Raw genomic sequence first — 16,685 nt, forward strand, 5'->3', positions numbered from 1 at the left:
AACACCGCTTTGACCGGATCGCTGCCAAAACATGGATTTTCATAACTTGCGCGGGCTAGTGCGCTACGCTTGCTGGCTGGGACTAAGCTTATTATTTTCTTCACAGCTCATGGCTGTGGATGAGAACCTCGCCCCGGAGCCTGCCACAGATAGACAGACCCATAGCAGGGTTATCGGCCACCAATCCCTTGTCGTTAGTGCCCATCCACTTGCCAGCCAAGCGGGTATGACCCTACTCCGTCAAGGCGGCACGGCGGCGGATGCGGCAGTCGCAATCCAGGCAATGCTGACACTGGTCGAGCCCCAATCATCCGGCATCGGTGGTGGTGGCTTTATGTTGTATTGGGACGCCAAACAGCAAGCCCTGCATGCCTATGATGGCCGGGAGACGGCGCCTGCTTCGGTCAGTGAAGCACTCTTCCTGGAACAAGGCAAACCCATCAGCTGGCAGCACGCATTGGTTGGTGGGCGCGCAGTGGGGGTACCCGGAGTATTGCGCATGTTGGAAATGGCGCATCAACAACATGGCAAACAGCCCTGGAATAGCCTGTTCCAACCCGCTATTTCTCAATCTCACTTCGGTTTTTCCGTCACACCTCGCCTGCATAAACTGATCGCCAGCGGCATTAATCCCGGCCTGAACCGTTATGAAACCAGCCGTGAATATTTCTATACCGAGAATGGCAAACCTCTGCCTGTCGGCTACCAACGCAAAAACCCGGCACTCGCCTACAGTCTGAGTGAAATTGCCCGGCAGGGTGCTGATGCCTTTTACACCGGACCATTGGCAGCGGCGATCAGTAAAACCGTACAAGAGGTGCCAGATAACCCTGGCATGCTGAGCACAACAGATCTGGCCGCATACCGCGCTATCAAACGCAGTCCACTGTGCCAGCCCTACCAGCATTATCGGCTCTGCGGTTTTCCGCCACCCACCTCTGGTGGCACCACGGTTTTACAGATCCTCAAACTGCTGGAACAGATCCCGGATCTAACGATTAGTGCTGATGACCCCCGCTTCAATCATCTGTTTACTCAGGCCTCCCGCCTCGCTTTTGCCGATCGGCAACGCTATCTGGCCGATGCGGATTTTATTCCGGTTCCGGTATCCGGTCTGCTGGATATGGACTACCTGAAACAACGCGCTGCGCTGATCAATCCCCATCTGGATAGCGGCACCGCAGCAGCCGGTACTCCGCCGGGTACCACAGAGGACTGGTTAGACCAAACGTCCCCGGAGCGCCCTTCTACCAGCCACTTTGTGGTGGTTGATCAGTGGGGTAATGCCGTATCTATGACCAGCAGTATCGAAATGGCGTTTGGCTCAACCCTGATGGTAGGCGGCTTCCTACTGAATAATCAGCTGACCGATTTTTCCTTCGCCCCCCGGCACCGTGATGGCAAACTGGTTGCCAACCGGGTCGAGCCAGGTAAGCGGCCGCGCAGTTCAATGTCACCCTTTATGGTCTTCCAGCCGGATAATCAGTTGCATGCGGCAGTCGGTTCGCCTGGTGGCAGTCGGATTATCAGTTATGTCGCGCGCAGTCTGCTACTGATGCTGAACACGCCCCTTACCCTGCAGGAAGTGATGACTCAACCCCATATCAGTAACCGCAATGGGCAAACCGAACTGGAAGCCGGCACCGCCGCCGAGCAGTGGGCAGATACATTACAAGAAATGGGTCATGACATTCGTATCCGTGACCTTAACAGCGGCCTGCATGCGCTACGGCGGCTGCCGCAAGGGGGCTGGGAAAGCGGGGTTGATCCTCGCCGGGAAGGTCGGGCGATAGGCGAATAGTCCGGGTTATTCGCTACGGCTGATACGCGCGACGCTCGGCAGGCTACGCAATTTTTTCATCACCTTGGCAAGGTTGATTCGGTCTTTAACGCTGACCTCCATCTTCACCTCGGCTAACTCGCCTTCATTGCCACCTAGATCAATAGACAGCACATCGGCACCCACACCTGCCACGGCCGAGGCCAGTTCAGCAATGACACCTCGATGACTGGTCACCTGACAATACAGATCAACCGGGAACTCTTTGTCATGGGTTTCCGACCATTCCAGGTAGACACATTTTTCTGGATCATCCCGCATATAGTCGATATTACGGCAGTCCACCTGGTGCACTACCAGGCCACGTCCGGCGCTAATATGACCAACGATGACATCGCCGGGTATTGGTCGGCAGCATTTTGCATAATGCAGCATGGTGCCTTCAGTACCCTTAATTGGCATCGACACATTACTGGTTTGTTCATCACCGCCTTCGGATTCATCCGGTCGCAACAGTCGTGCCACCACATAGGCCATCCGGTTGCCCTGGCCAATGTCTTCCAACAGGTCATCCAGGGTTTTCAGGCCGGTCTGCTCCAGTACCCGTTCCAGCTTCGTTGGAGAGACCTCGGCCAGAGTAATGCTGTAATTGCCCAGGAACTGATTCAGCAAACGGGTACCCAACGCCACTGACTCATGGCGCTGCTGATTTTTCAGATAATGCCGAATGGCAGAACGCGCCTTACCCGTGACCACGAAATTAAGCCAGGCCATATTGGGTTGCGCCGCCTTAGTCGTAATGATTTCTACCGTCTGACCATTGAGCAGGGGTTGAGATAAAGGCGCCAGACGCCGATTAACCCGACAGGAGACACAGGAGTTGCCCACCGCCGTATGCACCGCATAGGCAAAATCCACTGCGGTTGCGCCACTCGGCAGTTCCATGATTTTGCCTTTCGGGGTAAACACATAGACTTCATCCGGGAACAGGTCTGATTTAACGCTGTCGATGAACTCCATGGAATCACCCGCACTTTTGTGCATCTCCAGCAGCCCTTGTACCCATTTCCGAGCGCGCAGGTAAGAACCCTGAGCACTTTCTGAGTCGGCCTCGCCATCTTCCCGATTGGCCTTGTACATGCTGTGTTCTGCAATCCCCTGACAGGCCACAGCATCCATCTCTTCGGTCCGAATCTGCACCTCGATGGTGATGTCATGGGTACCAAACAGATCAGTATGTAACGACTGATAACCATTGGCTTTAGGGATCGCGATATAGTCTTTGAAGCGGCCCAGTACCGGTTTATAGAGGTTATGCACTGAGCCGAGAATACGGTAACAGTCATCCACGCTGTCGGTGACAATTCTGAAGGCGAATACATCCATGATTTCCGAGAAGGACTTACGCTGCGCCTTCATTTTGGAATAGATGCTATAAAGGTGTTTCTCCCGGCCAGTGACCTGCCCGCGCATGCCTTCCTGCTCCAACCGCTGCACAATCACCTGCTGAATACCGGTAATCACATCTTTACGCTGACCACGTGCCTTAACCACCGCACGCCGGATGTATTTGGCCCGCATCGGATAGTGGGCCTGAAATGCCAGGTCTTCCAGCTCAACCTGCAGATCCCGCATCCCCAAGCGCGCAGCAATGGGCGCATAGATGTCCAGGGTTTCTCGTGCAATACGGCGTTGTTTTACCGGCGGCATGGCACCCAAAGTACGCATATTGTGCAGCCGATCAGCCAATTTCACCAAAATGACCCGGATATCCTCGGCCATCGCCAGTACCATTTTCTGGAAATTACTGGCCTGAGCTTCAGCCCGAGTTTCAAATTCAAGATGGGTTAGTTTGGAAACGCCATCAACAATCCCCGCCACAACGGTACCAAACTGCGATTCGAGGCCCTCATAGGTAATCTCGGTATCTTCAATCACGTCATGCAGCATGGCAGCCATCAGGCTCTGATGGTCCATCTTCATTTCTGCCAGAATACCGGCGGCCGCCAGCGGATGTGTCACATAGGGTTCGCCGCTTTTACGTTTCTGGCCATCATGTGCCTGTTCAGCGTAAAAATAGGAACGACGGACCTGCTGGATCAACGTGGGATCCATATAGGTATTTAATTGATGTGACAGGTCGTCAATGCTGGACATTATTCCTCCGGGGCGGCTACTACAAATTTGCCCTGATACAAGGATGATGCCGTAATCGACGCTAGAGGGGAAGTGGTTGTGCAGAGACAGCAACGCCCGAGCGGGCGTTGCCGGTATTATTTACTCTGGCTCGATATCATCAAGCACAGAACGGCCTACCAGGCCATCAGCAATTTCACGCAGTGCAACAACGGTAGGCTTGTCATTTTCCCACTCAACTTGTGCCTCTTTGCCGCCGGTAGCCAACTGACGGGCGCGTTTAGATGCAACCAGCACCAACTGGAAACGGTTGTCGACATTTTCCAGACAATCTTCAACGGTAACGCGTGCCATAGAGACCTCAATCTTAAAATCGTTACGAAAAGGAGACCGCGCAGTTTACTCTCCGCGCCCGGTTATGACAAGAGTGCCTGCAGCAATCCGCCATGCCGAAACTCCTGCAGTTTAATCATGGTGCGGCGGGCAACAAAAATCGCCGCCAGTTCATCCAGCGCCTGCTCGAAATTATCGTTGATCACCAGATAATCATACTCTGGGTAGTGGCTCATCTCGTTGACCGCCTCGCGCATACGCAATTCGATCACATCTTCACTGTCCTGGCCACGACCAGTAAGCCTGTCATGCAGTGCTTCGCGACTAGGAGGAAGAATAAACACCGACTGGCTATGCGGCATCAGTTGGCGTACCTGCGCTGCGCCCTGCCAGTCAATTTCGAGGATCACATCCACGCCGTTATCCAGCTGTTGTTGCACCCACTGCTGAGAGGTACCGTACTTATTAGTAAAGACTTCAGCGTACTCAAGAAATTCACCGGCGGCGATCATCGCATCAAACTCGGCATGTGCCACAAAGTGATAATCACGACCATCCTGCTCGCCTGCCCGTTGAGTCCGAGTGGTATGCGAAACAGAAACCACCACCTGATCATCGCGCTCCAACAGCGCTTTCACCAAACTGGTTTTACCGGCACCGGACGGTGCGGAAATAATAAACAGAGTGCCTTGGGCATTATTCATATCAGATTTTCAGCAGACTGATTAAAGGTGGCGGCATTATATACCGTGGTAACTGCACTTGCATGGCCGCATGGGGTCACTCACCGAGGCGTGCCACATCCACTGAAACATTCAGCTTCTGGGTCTTACCACCGTCAAAAATAACCCCCCTAAGCGGAGTGACATCAGAATAATCCCGCCCCCAGGCAGTAGTGATATGCTGCTCGGTGGGCATGTTGTCATTGGTCGGATCAAATTCAAACCAGCCTTCTGTTGGCGAGAACAGCGCAAACCATGCATGGGACGCATCCGACCCGACCAGTTTTTCCTGACCTGGTGGCGGCAGAGTTTCCAGATAACCACTGACATAGCGCGCCGGATAACCCAGCGAACGCAGGCAGCCAATCGCCAAATGGGCGAAATCCTGACAAACGCCACGCTTATGCTGCATGACTTCAGCAATCGGCGTTGCCACTGTGGTGAATGCCGGGTCGTAGGTAAATTCTTTGAATATTTTACTGGTCAGTTCCCGCGCAGCGGAAAGTAACGGCCGGTCCTCTACAAACAACGACCGGGCGTAATCCGCCAGTTCATCGCTACCACGCACCATGGGTGAATCCAGCAGATATTCCCGCGCCAGCAATATCTCTTCAGTACGGCCGCGGCGGATCAAGTTAAGTGCCTCGGCACAGGTCACACCCAGGTCCAAGTCAAATTCGTTTATCTGCGGCCGCTCTGTCACCTCGATGTCTGACTCAACATCAATGGTCAGAGAGGTATGTGGATCTTCCAGTGCAAAGTGGTAGGTATTATTGCCAAAGTAATCGACACGCTGCTGCGCCGTTGCCGGCAGCGGTGATATCCGCACCTGAGTGTTCAGGCACGTCTGAGAAGCGGTATCACGAGGCAGCAGATGAGCACGGTTGTAGCACTGGCTCACCGGTTTCTGGTAATCATAATGGGTCACATGACGGATGTGGTATTTCATGCTTCAATCTCCCAGCCAGTCTGAACCAACTGCTGCGGGCCAGCGGTATGATCAAAGTAGCGATCGCTGATCAGATCTGCCGTGATACGCAACCGTTCCTGCAAAGACTTGAGGAATGCATCCAGTGTTGTCCGCTCGATGCCCTCTTCGTCAGCTTTCTCCAATGCTTCGATATCCGCCAGCTGTAACTCAGTGGTCGCGGACAGCAACTGTTTTTGCTCTGGCGTGAGGGATTGGGACAACAAATCGGACTCCAGTGTATCGAGATGTTGCGTCAGCTCCTGCATCAGGAACAGCATCGAGCGCGGGTTACTGCGATCCATCAGCATCAGTTTCAGACCATCACCAATATCCAGCTGTGCCAGATAACGCCGCCGGTAGGAGATCAGGGCTTCGGTACTCAGCAGCAGAGTTTCCAGCAGCAGGTCCTGTGACCGGCCCTCGAAACAACTCACCAGCAACGAGCGAATCATGCCTGCACTTTGATGAGCTTTTTCGAGCCGCCGCCCCATCTCCAGGAAGCGCCAGCCAACACCACGGAACATGCTTTCATGTGCCTGACCGGCCAACGCCAGCAAGGCTGTGACCAACGGATCCAGTGCTTCCTCTGGCGCAGAGCCAAGCCCACCCGCCAACGCAGCATCCAGTTGATTAAGCTCGTCACGGATATCGTTGACAATGCGCTGGGCATCGGCAGACAACTGCTCTTTGACCTCTTCCGCACAGCTCAACATGGCATGCAGGTCATAACGTAATGAGCCAGGACGGGTAGTGTCGAGAATCACCGATAGCAGCTCTTTTTCCGGCGCATCAAACAACCGTGCCGCGTCTGGCCCACGGAAGCCAGGTCGGGTATTGGTCACATCAGTGACCGCGATCAGCATCAGATGGCGCGCATCCTTAGGCAACTGCAGGGTACTGTTTAACTGCATAAATACAGTACGTAACATGCGCGCTGATGTTTCCGCCCGCTCGGCATAACGCCCCATCCAGAACAGGTTTTCCACCGCTCGGCTTGGCAAGTTTGCTGGCATGTCTGTATCGCTGTAGGTTTTGTCCCGTGCCACTTGCTGCAGAGAGAATTGCTTCTCCGGCTCAGAGGCCAATACCCAGGTATCTTTGCTCAGCGAGCCTTGCCCCTGCACCACCCTGCGCGAGCGCATATCCGGTGCAATACGTGCCATGCAGCCCGGCATTACATTAAACGACTGCTCAGAGGCAACCGCAAAACTGCGAAAAATAACCCGACGTGGCTGCAAATCACCATCCACCAGCGTTGGGCACTGCGAAGGCTCCAGCAGATCCTGAGCCACCCACTTGTTCGGCTCCGCCTGGATACGCGCCAGCCATTTGGCCCGTTCTTCCGGCGATAGCTCAGCAACAAACACACTTTGATTATCGTGAGTTGGGTTGACTGCCTTCAGCACCATTTCATCAAAATGAGCCAGTATGAATTCGAGGGCTTTTTTATCACCGCACCAATAACTGTTAACTGATTTCAGTTGCAGTGGGCGACCCAAAAAGAATTCACTGATTTTCGGCAGATAGCATTGCAGCGCGGGGTTTTCCAGCACACCTGAACCCAGTGGGTTCACCACCGCGACACCACCACTGCGCACCACTTCCAGTAACCCGGGCACCCCAAGATGGGAATCACTGCGCAGTTCAACCGGGTCACAGAAAATGTCGTTAACAAAACGGATAATCACATCCACAGGGTGCAGACCACCCACCGACTTCATCCAGACCCGGCCACCACGTACGGTCAAGTCACCGCCCTGTACCAGCGGATAACCAAGATAATTAGCCAGGTAAGTATGTTCGAAATAAGATTGGTTGAATGTACCGGGGGTCATGACCACGACCCGGGGACGCCCGTCAGGGGCGTAGGGCACCAGTTCATTCAGTTTCTGGCGCAGAGCCTGATAAAACAACGCCAGACGATGCACCTGACTGTCGCGAAACAAGCTGGGGAACACACGCGACAGTACCGTGCGGTTTTCCAGCGCATACCCGACGCCTTTAGGCATCTGGGTGCGATCAGTGAGCACACAGATCGACCCATCCTGGGTGCGGATCATGTCAGCTGAATGAAAAATCAGCTGCTGTTCACCCGGCATAAAAACATCATGGCAGGCACGAATAAAGCCTTTATGATCAAACAGCAGCTCCGGCGGCAGGATACCGTGGCGGATCAATGCACGTTCGCCGTAGATATCCTTGAGGACCAGATCCAACAGCTCTGCACGCTCAATTAACCCGGCTTCAATGCTACTCCACTCTTCACTGTCGAGTAGCATTGGTACAGGATCCAGCTCCCAAATATTGCTCTGGTTCGGGCGTTCAGCAGAGCTATAGGTCGCACCGTCATCCCGCAGGATTCGCTGGGTTTTGAGCTGGCGTTGCGCCATCTCTGACTGACCCAGCGTTGCGAGACTGTCCAGCAGATACTGCCAATGAGGGCGCACCTTGCCCTCTGGGGTATACACTTCATCATGCCGCTTCGCGGCAGACGGATACAGCAGGCTATCCTGCTGCTGTTCCGCCACCCCTGATGTCTTCATGGTCTGGTTCCGCCAATATTACGCTGTCATAACTATTCGGGCTGCCGCCGCAGATCCAGAGTATGCGGATATTCTCCAGTTCGTTCCTCACGAGGCGGCTCCATCGGCCGAGGGAGATGTTCATGAGGGTAGAAACTACGGAGAAGCTCCTGAGGTGACTGCACCGGCAAGGGACCGGGAGTATGGCCAAAGCTGTCATAACGCGCAACCCTACGTGCCTCTGCTTCATAACTATTGACCGGGAATGTGTCATAGCTACGACCACCTTTATGACTGACACTGTAGGTACAGCCACCGATGCTGTGGCCATTCCAGGTATCGATCAAATCAAACACCAGTGGCGCATGCACACCGATGGTCGGATGCAGCGCGGAAGGCGGCTGCCATGCCCGGTAGCGCACCCCCGCCACATATTCACCATGGCGACCTGTGTTACTCAACGGTACACGGCGACCATTACAGGCCAGCACATAACGATCAGGGTCGAGGCCGGTGGCACGCACCTGCAGACGCTCTACTGAGGAGTCGACATAGCGCGACGTACCAAAACTGCTCATCTCCTCACCCAGCACATGCCAAGGTTCAATCGCCCAGCGCAGTTCAAGCTCGACATCATCAATGCGCACCCGGCCATAATGCGGATAACGAAACTCTTCAAATGCCGCCAGCCACTCTAACTGGAACGGGTAGCCATTGCTTTGCAGGTCTTTCACTACATCGCGAATATCAGACCAGGCGTAATGTGGCAGCATAAATTTGTCATGCAACTCTGTACCCCAACGCGCTAACGGCTTGTGGTACGGGCGTTTCCAGAATCTGGCCACCAGACAACGAATCAGCAACGCCTGCACCAGCGCCATGCGTGAGTGAGGGGGCATTTCGAAACCACGGAATTCCAACAGGCCCTGACGACCACTGGAACTGCCCGGGGCATAGAGCTTATCAATACAAAACTCAGAACGGTGGGTATTACCCGTCATATCCACCAGCAGGTTACGCAACAGGCGATCCACCAGCCAAGGCTGTTCAATCACACCATTTGGCATCTGCTGGAAGGCGATCTCCAGCTCATACAGAAGCTCGTTACGCGCTTCGTCTACCCTGGGTGCTTGGCTGGTTGGGCCAATAAACATCCCCGAGAACACATAAGACAGACCCGGATGGTGCTGCCAATATGTCACCAGACTCCGCAACACATCAGGACGACGCAATAATGGACTATCCGCCGGCGTGGTTCCGCCGATGGTGATATGGTTGCCTCCGCCGGTTCCGGTATGGCGACCATCCAACATGAATTTTTCCGTACCCAGTCGACTCTGAAACGCCGCGTCGTACAGTGTCTCAGTGATATTCACCAACTCATTCCAACTGGAAGACGGGTGAATGTTCACTTCGATAACACCCGGATCCGGGGTCACCAGCAGTTTTTTCAAGCGGAAATCTTTGGGCGGCTCATAACCTTCCAGCACCACAGGTAAGGACAGCTCTGCCGCAGTCTGTTCAATGGCCGCAATCAAATCGACAAAGTGTTCCAGATACTGCATCGGAGGCAGGAACAGGTGCAGCTTGCCGTCACGTGGTTCGATACATAGCGCAGTACGAATGACATCCGTTAGCACCGTATCCATCTTGTCAGCTGCAGCCATTTGCGGTGGCCGCGGCGTCGTCGCAGAGATGTCACTCGGTGGCAAGGGTTCGCGATGAGCCAGAGGATCTGGCTCATGCGGCATCTCTTTGTGATGTTCTTCAGCAACCGATGGCAGTGAGTTCAACGGCAAGCGCAACCCCATCGGCGAGTCACCCGGTATCAGAACCACATGCTCACGCCGCATAGGCCAAGGGCTACTACGCCAGCTTGAACTGAAATAGTTCCATGCCAACGGCAGAATATAACCAGATGCCTGATTGAGACCACGCTGCAACACTTTTGCCAAGCGGCGACGTTCCAAACCATCTTTCAGGTTGAATTCCAGTGGATCGACGTTTTCCGGCAATGATTGCTCGGTCATCAGGTAATACAGTGCATCCTCATAGGCGTTCAGGACATAGTCCGTACTCAGGCCCAATTTTCCTGCCAGACAATCACTGAATTTTTTCGCCTCTTCAGGACCATGACCATATTCCTTGTCCACCCGAGCCAGCAGATCAGGGTTATGCCAGAGGTTATGTCCATCTTCGCGCCAGAAACAGCCCAGCGCCCAACGTGGAATTTCCTCACCGGGATACCATTTACCCTGGCCGTAATGTAACAAGCCCCCCGGGGCAAAGGATGTACGCAGCTTCAGTAGCAAGTCCTTGGCCAGTTTCAGCTTATCGGCGCCCAAGGCTTCGGTATTCCACTGCGGCGATTCCATATCATCTATGGAGACAAAGGTCGGCTCGCCACCCATGGTCAGGCGGACGTCCAGTTGCTCCAGGTCCTCATCCACCTTGTCACCCAACGCCATGATATTCAGCCACTGATCATCGCTGTATGGCTTGGTTACCCTTGGGTCTTCATGTATTCGAGTCACTTCGTTGGTGTAACTGAACTCCACTTCACATTCGTCAATTGCACCGGTAATTGGCGCAGCGGAAACAGGATCGGGAGTACAGGCCAGCGGAATATGCCCCTCACCGGCAAAGAGTCCGGACGTTGGATCAAGCCCAACCCAGCCAGCACCCGGCAGAAATACTTCACACCAGGCATGCAGGTCAGTGAAGTCTTCTTCTGGACCTGAAGGGCCATCCAGTGATTTAACATCAGCCACCAGCTGCACCAGATACCCGGAAGCAAAACGCGCTGCCAGACCCAGGCTACGCAGAACCTGCACCATCAGCCAGGCCGTATCACGGCAAGAGCCTTTCTTCAGAGTGAGGGTTTCCTCACAGGTCTGCACTCCCGGCTCCATCCGGATACCGTAGTCAATCGCCTGCTCCAAAGACTGGTTCAGCTCCACCAGAAAATCGATGATCCTGATTTTTTTAGTCGGTACTTTAGCCACCCACTCTTTCAGCAGGGGGCCAGATTCCTTCACTTCCAGATAAGGGGCCAGCTCTTTAAGTAGCTGCTTGTCGTACTTGAAGGGATAGTCTTCGGCGTATTCTTCAACAAAAAAGTCAAACGGATTGATCACCGTCATATCGGCGATCACCTCGACTTCGAAGCTCAGTTCCGTGGTTTTTTCATTGAAGACCAGTCGCGCCTGGTAATTGCCAAACGGATCTTGCTGCCAGTTAAGAAAGTGATCTTCCGGCAAAACTTTAAGCGAATAACCATGGATATGAGTACGTGAGTGTGGTGCCGGACGCAGGCGCAAAACATGCGGTGACAGGCCTACCCGACGATCAAACTTGTAGTTCGTTTTATGATGAATGGCAACACGAATTGTCATGCCGTTCCTCCAGCTAAAGAGTTATTCCGCCGCAAACCAGCAATGTGCAAACTGGCCATGCAGATCGGCCAGTACTAGTTGCAATTCATTCAGATGATCCCGGAAGCTTTCTCCCAGTTGATCATCATGATCAATCTCTATTTCTATCAAACGATTAAGCTCTTCGATCTTATCTACACAACATTCAGGTAACGCCTTAATTGCATCCTGCATCTGCTCGGTACAAAACAGCAGAGAGCGAGGGAACGCAGGGTCCTGCAGCAGAAACGTTGCCACATCGGGTCCGGTAACCTGGGAACGCACTGTACGCCGGTAATTCATCGCTGCACTACAGGAGCGCAACACATTGCCCCAAATCAGCTGCGAGGTGTCTAATTGGTCCTCTTCGGTATTACTGAGCAATGCAGCACTACCCGCATCCAGCAGCCGGGTGGTCATATCAGCCCGCTCCAAGTTGCGACCCAGACGGATAAACTGCCAGCCGGCATCTTTGCTCATGTTCGCCGCCAGCAAACCCACCATCTGCTGACAGCTTTTGATAATGTGATCGAGAAAAGCATGGCGATAGGTACGGTTAATGCCGGACTGGACATGTTCTTTCACGTACAGATATAGCTCGTTGACCTGCTCCCACACTTCTTCAGGCAACACTTCACGGGTCGTACGCACATTCTCCCGCGCCTGAATCAGGCTGGTCATCATCGAGCTGGGGTTGTCATCATCCGCCAGCAGGAATTTAACGACATTTCGCTCATCCTGAACCTTATAACGGGTCGCATACTGCTCGCTGGACGAGTTGATAACCACCAGGTTGTACCAACTGATGGAGTAATTACGTGGTAAGTCGAACAACAGACTGTCATACACACCCACCAGACGGGCGGTGTTCTCTACCCGTTCAAGATAACGGGCAAACCAATACATCCGCTCGGCAACTTTTGACAGCATTACAGGCACTCCTCTTCCACGATCCAGGTGTCCTTACTGCCCCCGCCCTGGGAGGAGTTCACCACCAGCGAACCTTTTTTCATTGCCACACGGGTCAAGCCGCCGGTCGTGACGTAAGTCTCTTTGGCTTGCAGGATAAAAGGGCGTAAATCAAGGTGGCGAGGCTCAGGCACACCACTTCCCACCAAGGCCGGGGCGGTCGACAGACTGAGCGTAGGCTGCGCAATATAATTACGCGGATCCGCCTTGATCAACTCAGCAAATTTAGCCTGATCTTTTTTCGTCGAATGAGGTCCCACCAGCATGCCATAACCGCCGGATTCATTGGCAGGTTTCACCACCAATTTATCCAGGTTATCCAGCACATACTCACGCTGTTCCGGATCATCACACAGAAATGTTTCAACATTAGGCAACAGCGGTTCTTCATTCAGGTAATAGCGGATGATGTCCGGCACATAGGCATATACCACTTTGTCATCGGCCACACCGGCACCCGGCGCATTGGCCAGCGCCACGTTACCGGCTTTCCAAGCACGCATCAGACCCGGCACACCCAGCATAGAGTCTTTACGGAACACGTCAGGATCGATAAAGGCGTCATCGATCCGACGATAGATCACGTCAACCCGCTCCAGGCCGGAAATAGTCTTCATGTATACACAGTCATCGTCCTGCACCACCAGATCGTTACCCTCAACCAGCTCAGCACCCATCTGCTGCGCCAGAAAAGCGTGTTCAAAATACGCAGAATTAAAGATACCGGGCGTCAGCACCACAATTTCCGGCTGCTTGACCCGGCGCGGCGACAGTGACTTGAGCATATCGAACAACGCTGCGGGGTAGCCGTCCACCGGCAGGATCGAATCATTTTCAAATAATTCAGGCAGTACCCGTTTGGTAATTTCGCGGTTTTCAATCATGTAGGATACGCCGGATGGCACCCGCAGGTTGTCCTCCAGCACATAGAATTCACCATCAACATCCCGTACCAGGTCGGTACCACAGATATTGGCCCACACACCATGCGGCGGTGTTATACCTACGCATTCAGGGCGAAAGTTAGCGGACTCTTTGATGATGGCCTCAGGTACGACACCATCTTTGATGATCTCCTGCTTGTTATACAGGTCATTGATAAACATGTTGAGTGCCGTCAGCCGCTGTTTTAGACCGGCTTCGGTTTTGCTCCACTGGCTGGCGGAGATCGTGCGGGGAATGATATCGAATGGCCAGGCCCGGTCGATATTACCTTCGTCGGTGTAAACCGTAAAACTGACCCCCATCTCCTGCACGGTAGCCTCAGCCAACTGCTTGCGCCTTTTCAGCTCTTCTGTTGAAAGCGACTGCAGATATTCCACCAGTTTTGTCGCCGTCGGACGCGGTTTAAGCTTCGCGTCAATCAGCTCGTCAAAGAAATCTCCTGGCGCATACTTGGACCAATCAATACTCATTACGACACACCTTATTTCTGGCCTGTTTAGAAGCGGCAAAATGCACTTAAAAGGTGCTGCTACCCCAAGTGAGATCGATACGGCGCGGTTTTGGGGCAGTTGAAGCGACCAAATGGTGCTTTTCCTGCAATGAATTCCTTTTAAAGGCTTAAAGCAATTAGCAGGCCAGCGCACAAAACTAACGGCTAAAGTGGCATGCTCGTGCAAGCCTAAAAATGCACTCAACTCAAAAAAGCTAGACCCGATCCGGTGATTTTGCGACCAAATCGAGCAAAATGACGCTCATTCAGAAAAAACCGGCAACCAAGAGAAGGGGACTCGTGTCAACCGGGGAGAACCCTATCAACCCGGTAAAGAATCGCCATAATAGAGCACAGCTTCCGCCGTAGTACCGCCGTTACTGAACGCCAGATACTGGCAAATATTCTGGACTAGCGTGATGCCCCGACCGGAAAACTGCTCTTGAGATGCTCTGGCAGCCTTTTCTAGCCACCACGCATAATCAAAACCTTTCCCACTATCCTCGACCCTGATCATCAACCGCCCACCACCAGCAAGCCGGGTGTGCTGCAGGTAGATAGCCACCCTGCCGGACTCCAGCGCCTGCAGGCGTCGCTCCCGTTCGTCAAAATAATCGGCAAAGCCTTCCGGCGTCCGCTTCATACTTGAATCCAGTCCCAGCACGCCATGATCAAGGGCGTTGACATAGAGTTCCGTGATGACAGTGAACACTTCCTGCCATTCATCACGCTGCCCTTCTGTCTCGTGCAACCGGCTTAGCGCCTGTGCCACAGGACTGATACGTAATAAGCTCTGGCCCTGTAGTTCAGTTTGCCAGCTCCAACTATCAAGACTCGCCTCTTCATCAGCAAGACTGGCAATAGGGTGCTCTGAATAGACCCGCGTGGGTGTCATCGATTCCAGCCAGCCCGGAACTGCAATTAACGAAATATCATCCTTCTGCACCTGACCGTGCATGAATTTTTGCAGGCTGGAAAGGACCGCACCGATCAGGTCAAAACCAGCGGCATTACTCTCAATCGCACTTTCCAACCGTGCTTCACCAAACTGTTCATCTGCTTCGTTGACCGCCTCAAGCACCCCGTCGCTAAGTAACAAAATTCTATCTTGCGGCGCAACCTTGAACATTTCACAGTGGGAGATATTCAAATGACGAATAATACCAAGTGGCGGGTGACTAGATGATACGCGCTGTACGATTCGGCCATCAGAGACAACCAGTACATCGGGCAAACCGCCATTCCATATTTTCACCGTGCCTTCTGCGGTAAGCGTCAGCATAGCGGCCGCCAGAAACATACTGGTTGGCAATAATTGGCACAGTTTACGGTTAATCTGCGCAACGATCTCTTCCGCCTCATAGCCTTTTGCCGTCATGGCGCGAAAGGTTTCTGACAGCGGCAGGGCCCCCACTGCAGCGGTCAAGCCATGGCCAGTAAAGTCACCCAGTAGTACATTGAGTTCACCATTAGGACGATACGCACTGAGCAGCACATCACCACTGAAAGTTTCCGCAGGCTGTTTATGCATCTGCACCTGGCTGAGCGAGACATTGCCCGATTCGACCGCGTTACTCAGCAGTTCCTCGGCCAGCTCGGCCTCCTGAGCACGCAGCGCGTTTAACTGAACAAGTTCAGTATACAGCTCAGCATTACGCAGCAGGGCAATCACTTTGCCTTCCAGCAACTCGAAGGGAAATGGCATCTGCACAAAGTCGTCACCACCGGCATCAATCGCACTGCGGATGGCATCCAGGCCCACGGCCGCAGAGACAAACACAATGGGGACAAACCGATCGGCTGCATACTGTTTGATCAGTTTGGTAGCTTCAACGCCGTCCATCTCAGGCATACTGATGTCCATCAGTATCAGATCGGGCTGGTGCGCTTTATATTGTTCAATGGCTTCGCGGCCATTAGAAGCGAAGATCGAATCATAGCCCATATTTTTAACCATATGAGCCAGTAGTTCCCGGTTAGGCGCTACATCGTCTACGATGAGAATCTGGGTCTCACTACTACCCACGCGAACCGCATTTGGCATACCTATGACTCAATGGTGACAAACTGGTTGAAGTTGGCAATGTTGAGAATTTTCGTGACCGCCTCATTCGGCTTCTGCAGAATCACACAGCCACCGATCTTATCGGCATGCTCTTTTAACAACAGAATCATACCCAGAGCGGAGCTGTCCATGTGCCGTGCCTTAGACAGGTCAACCCGAAACGAGGTACCTGGATTTTTTGTCTCCGCATAGGCGTTACGAAAAGCCTGATGCAGTGCATAATCAAATTGCGCACCGACTGCAATCACCACATTTTTATCGTCAATCTGTCTTACTGTCACACTCATAAAGTTGCCTCTTTGCGGAATTCTATTGGGGGCATTGCTGCCGCTGAAGCGGT

General features: G+C 53.3%; 11 protein-coding genes. 1 reads left to right on the top strand and 10 read right to left on the bottom strand.

From position 1 onward, the window contains the following. The first annotated feature begins 31 nt into the window (after positions 1-31). Positions 32-1,801: a gamma-glutamyltransferase gene (gene ggt / locus ACFVYJ_RS12575; protein ID WP_419415374.1), complete on the top strand. Its 1,770-nt coding sequence runs from the start codon at positions 32-34 to the stop codon at positions 1,799-1,801. A 6-nt stretch (positions 1,802-1,807) separates the two neighbouring features. Here the strand turns inward: ggt and spoT are convergent, their stop codons facing one another. The 10 genes from spoT to ACFVYJ_RS12625 form a co-directional block, all read right to left on the bottom strand. Beyond that, positions 1,808-3,937 carry a bifunctional GTP diphosphokinase/guanosine-3',5'-bis pyrophosphate 3'-pyrophosphohydrolase gene (spoT, locus tag ACFVYJ_RS12580; RefSeq protein ID WP_419415373.1) on the bottom strand — a complete coding sequence of 710 codons (2,130 nt, stop codon included), beginning with the start codon at positions 3,935-3,937 and terminating at the stop codon, positions 1,808-1,810. A gap of 120 nt (positions 3,938-4,057) precedes the next feature. Next, positions 4,058-4,270 (bottom strand): DNA-directed RNA polymerase subunit omega, encoded by a 213-nt coding sequence (rpoZ, locus tag ACFVYJ_RS12585; protein ID WP_419415372.1) that lies wholly within the window; start codon positions 4,268-4,270, stop codon positions 4,058-4,060. Between the two features lie 62 nt (positions 4,271-4,332). Further along, positions 4,333-4,953, bottom strand: coding sequence for a guanylate kinase (gene gmk, locus ACFVYJ_RS12590; protein WP_419415371.1), 621 nt, complete (start codon positions 4,951-4,953; stop codon positions 4,333-4,335). 76 nt (positions 4,954-5,029) lie between these two features. Then, entirely contained in the window at positions 5,030-5,920 is an 891-nt protein-coding gene (locus tag ACFVYJ_RS12595; protein ID WP_419415370.1) for a transglutaminase family protein, read from the bottom strand. Continuing rightward, positions 5,917-8,484 (bottom strand): circularly permuted type 2 ATP-grasp protein, encoded by a 2,568-nt coding sequence (locus ACFVYJ_RS12600; RefSeq protein WP_419415369.1) that lies wholly within the window; start codon positions 8,482-8,484, stop codon positions 5,917-5,919. Before ACFVYJ_RS12600 ends, ACFVYJ_RS12595 begins: the two co-directional genes overlap by 4 nt. Before the next feature lie 32 nt (positions 8,485-8,516). Continuing rightward, on the bottom strand, positions 8,517-11,858 hold the full coding sequence (locus tag ACFVYJ_RS12605) for a transglutaminase family protein (protein WP_419415368.1): 3,342 nt from the start codon (positions 11,856-11,858) through the stop codon (positions 8,517-8,519). A 21-nt stretch (positions 11,859-11,879) separates the two neighbouring features. After that, the gene (locus tag ACFVYJ_RS12610; protein ID WP_419415367.1) at positions 11,880-12,806 is read right to left on the bottom strand and encodes an alpha-E domain-containing protein; all 927 of its coding nucleotides are present in this window, start codon (positions 12,804-12,806) and stop codon (positions 11,880-11,882) included. Further along, the gene (locus ACFVYJ_RS12615; RefSeq protein WP_419415366.1) at positions 12,806-14,260 is read right to left on the bottom strand and encodes a circularly permuted type 2 ATP-grasp protein; all 1,455 of its coding nucleotides are present in this window, start codon (positions 14,258-14,260) and stop codon (positions 12,806-12,808) included. Before ACFVYJ_RS12615 ends, ACFVYJ_RS12610 begins: the two co-directional genes overlap by 1 nt. 342 nt (positions 14,261-14,602) lie before the next feature. Then, positions 14,603-16,324 (bottom strand): ATP-binding SpoIIE family protein phosphatase, encoded by a 1,722-nt coding sequence (locus ACFVYJ_RS12620; RefSeq protein WP_419415365.1) that lies wholly within the window; start codon positions 16,322-16,324, stop codon positions 14,603-14,605. A 2-nt stretch (positions 16,325-16,326) separates the two neighbouring features. Continuing rightward, positions 16,327-16,632: an STAS domain-containing protein gene (locus tag ACFVYJ_RS12625; RefSeq protein ID WP_419415364.1), complete on the bottom strand. Its 306-nt coding sequence runs from the start codon at positions 16,630-16,632 to the stop codon at positions 16,327-16,329. Between the last annotated feature and the right edge of the window lie 53 nt (positions 16,633-16,685).

The organism is Pontibacter sp. JAM-7 (assembly GCF_048548695.2).
Classification (GTDB): domain Bacteria; phylum Pseudomonadota; class Gammaproteobacteria; order Pseudomonadales; family Balneatricaceae; genus Neptuniibacter.

Excerpts from the sequence above, each read along its gene's own strand:
- ACFVYJ_RS12600 (WP_419415369.1), bottom strand. The coding sequence starts at position 8,484 with ATGAAGACATCAGGGGTGGCGGAACAGCAGCAGGATAGCCTGCTGTAT.
- ACFVYJ_RS12625 (WP_419415364.1), bottom strand. The coding sequence starts at position 16,632 with ATGAGTGTGACAGTAAGACAGATTGACGATAAAAATGTGGTGATTGCA.
- ACFVYJ_RS12595 (WP_419415370.1), bottom strand. The coding sequence starts at position 5,920 with ATGAAATACCACATCCGTCATGTGACCCATTATGATTACCAGAAACCG.
- rpoZ (WP_419415372.1), bottom strand. The coding sequence starts at position 4,270 with ATGGCACGCGTTACCGTTGAAGATTGTCTGGAAAATGTCGACAACCGT.
- gmk (WP_419415371.1), bottom strand. The coding sequence starts at position 4,953 with ATGAATAATGCCCAAGGCACTCTGTTTATTATTTCCGCACCGTCCGGT.
- ggt (WP_419415374.1), top strand. The coding sequence starts at position 32 with ATGGATTTTCATAACTTGCGCGGGCTAGTGCGCTACGCTTGCTGGCTG.
- ACFVYJ_RS12615 (WP_419415366.1), bottom strand. The coding sequence starts at position 14,260 with ATGAGTATTGATTGGTCCAAGTATGCGCCAGGAGATTTCTTTGACGAG.
- spoT (WP_419415373.1), bottom strand. The coding sequence starts at position 3,937 with ATGTCCAGCATTGACGACCTGTCACATCAATTAAATACCTATATGGAT.
- ACFVYJ_RS12605 (WP_419415368.1), bottom strand. The coding sequence starts at position 11,858 with ATGACAATTCGTGTTGCCATTCATCATAAAACGAACTACAAGTTTGAT.
- ACFVYJ_RS12620 (WP_419415365.1), bottom strand. The coding sequence starts at position 16,324 with ATGCCAAATGCGGTTCGCGTGGGTAGTAGTGAGACCCAGATTCTCATC.
- ACFVYJ_RS12610 (WP_419415367.1), bottom strand. The coding sequence starts at position 12,806 with ATGCTGTCAAAAGTTGCCGAGCGGATGTATTGGTTTGCCCGTTATCTT.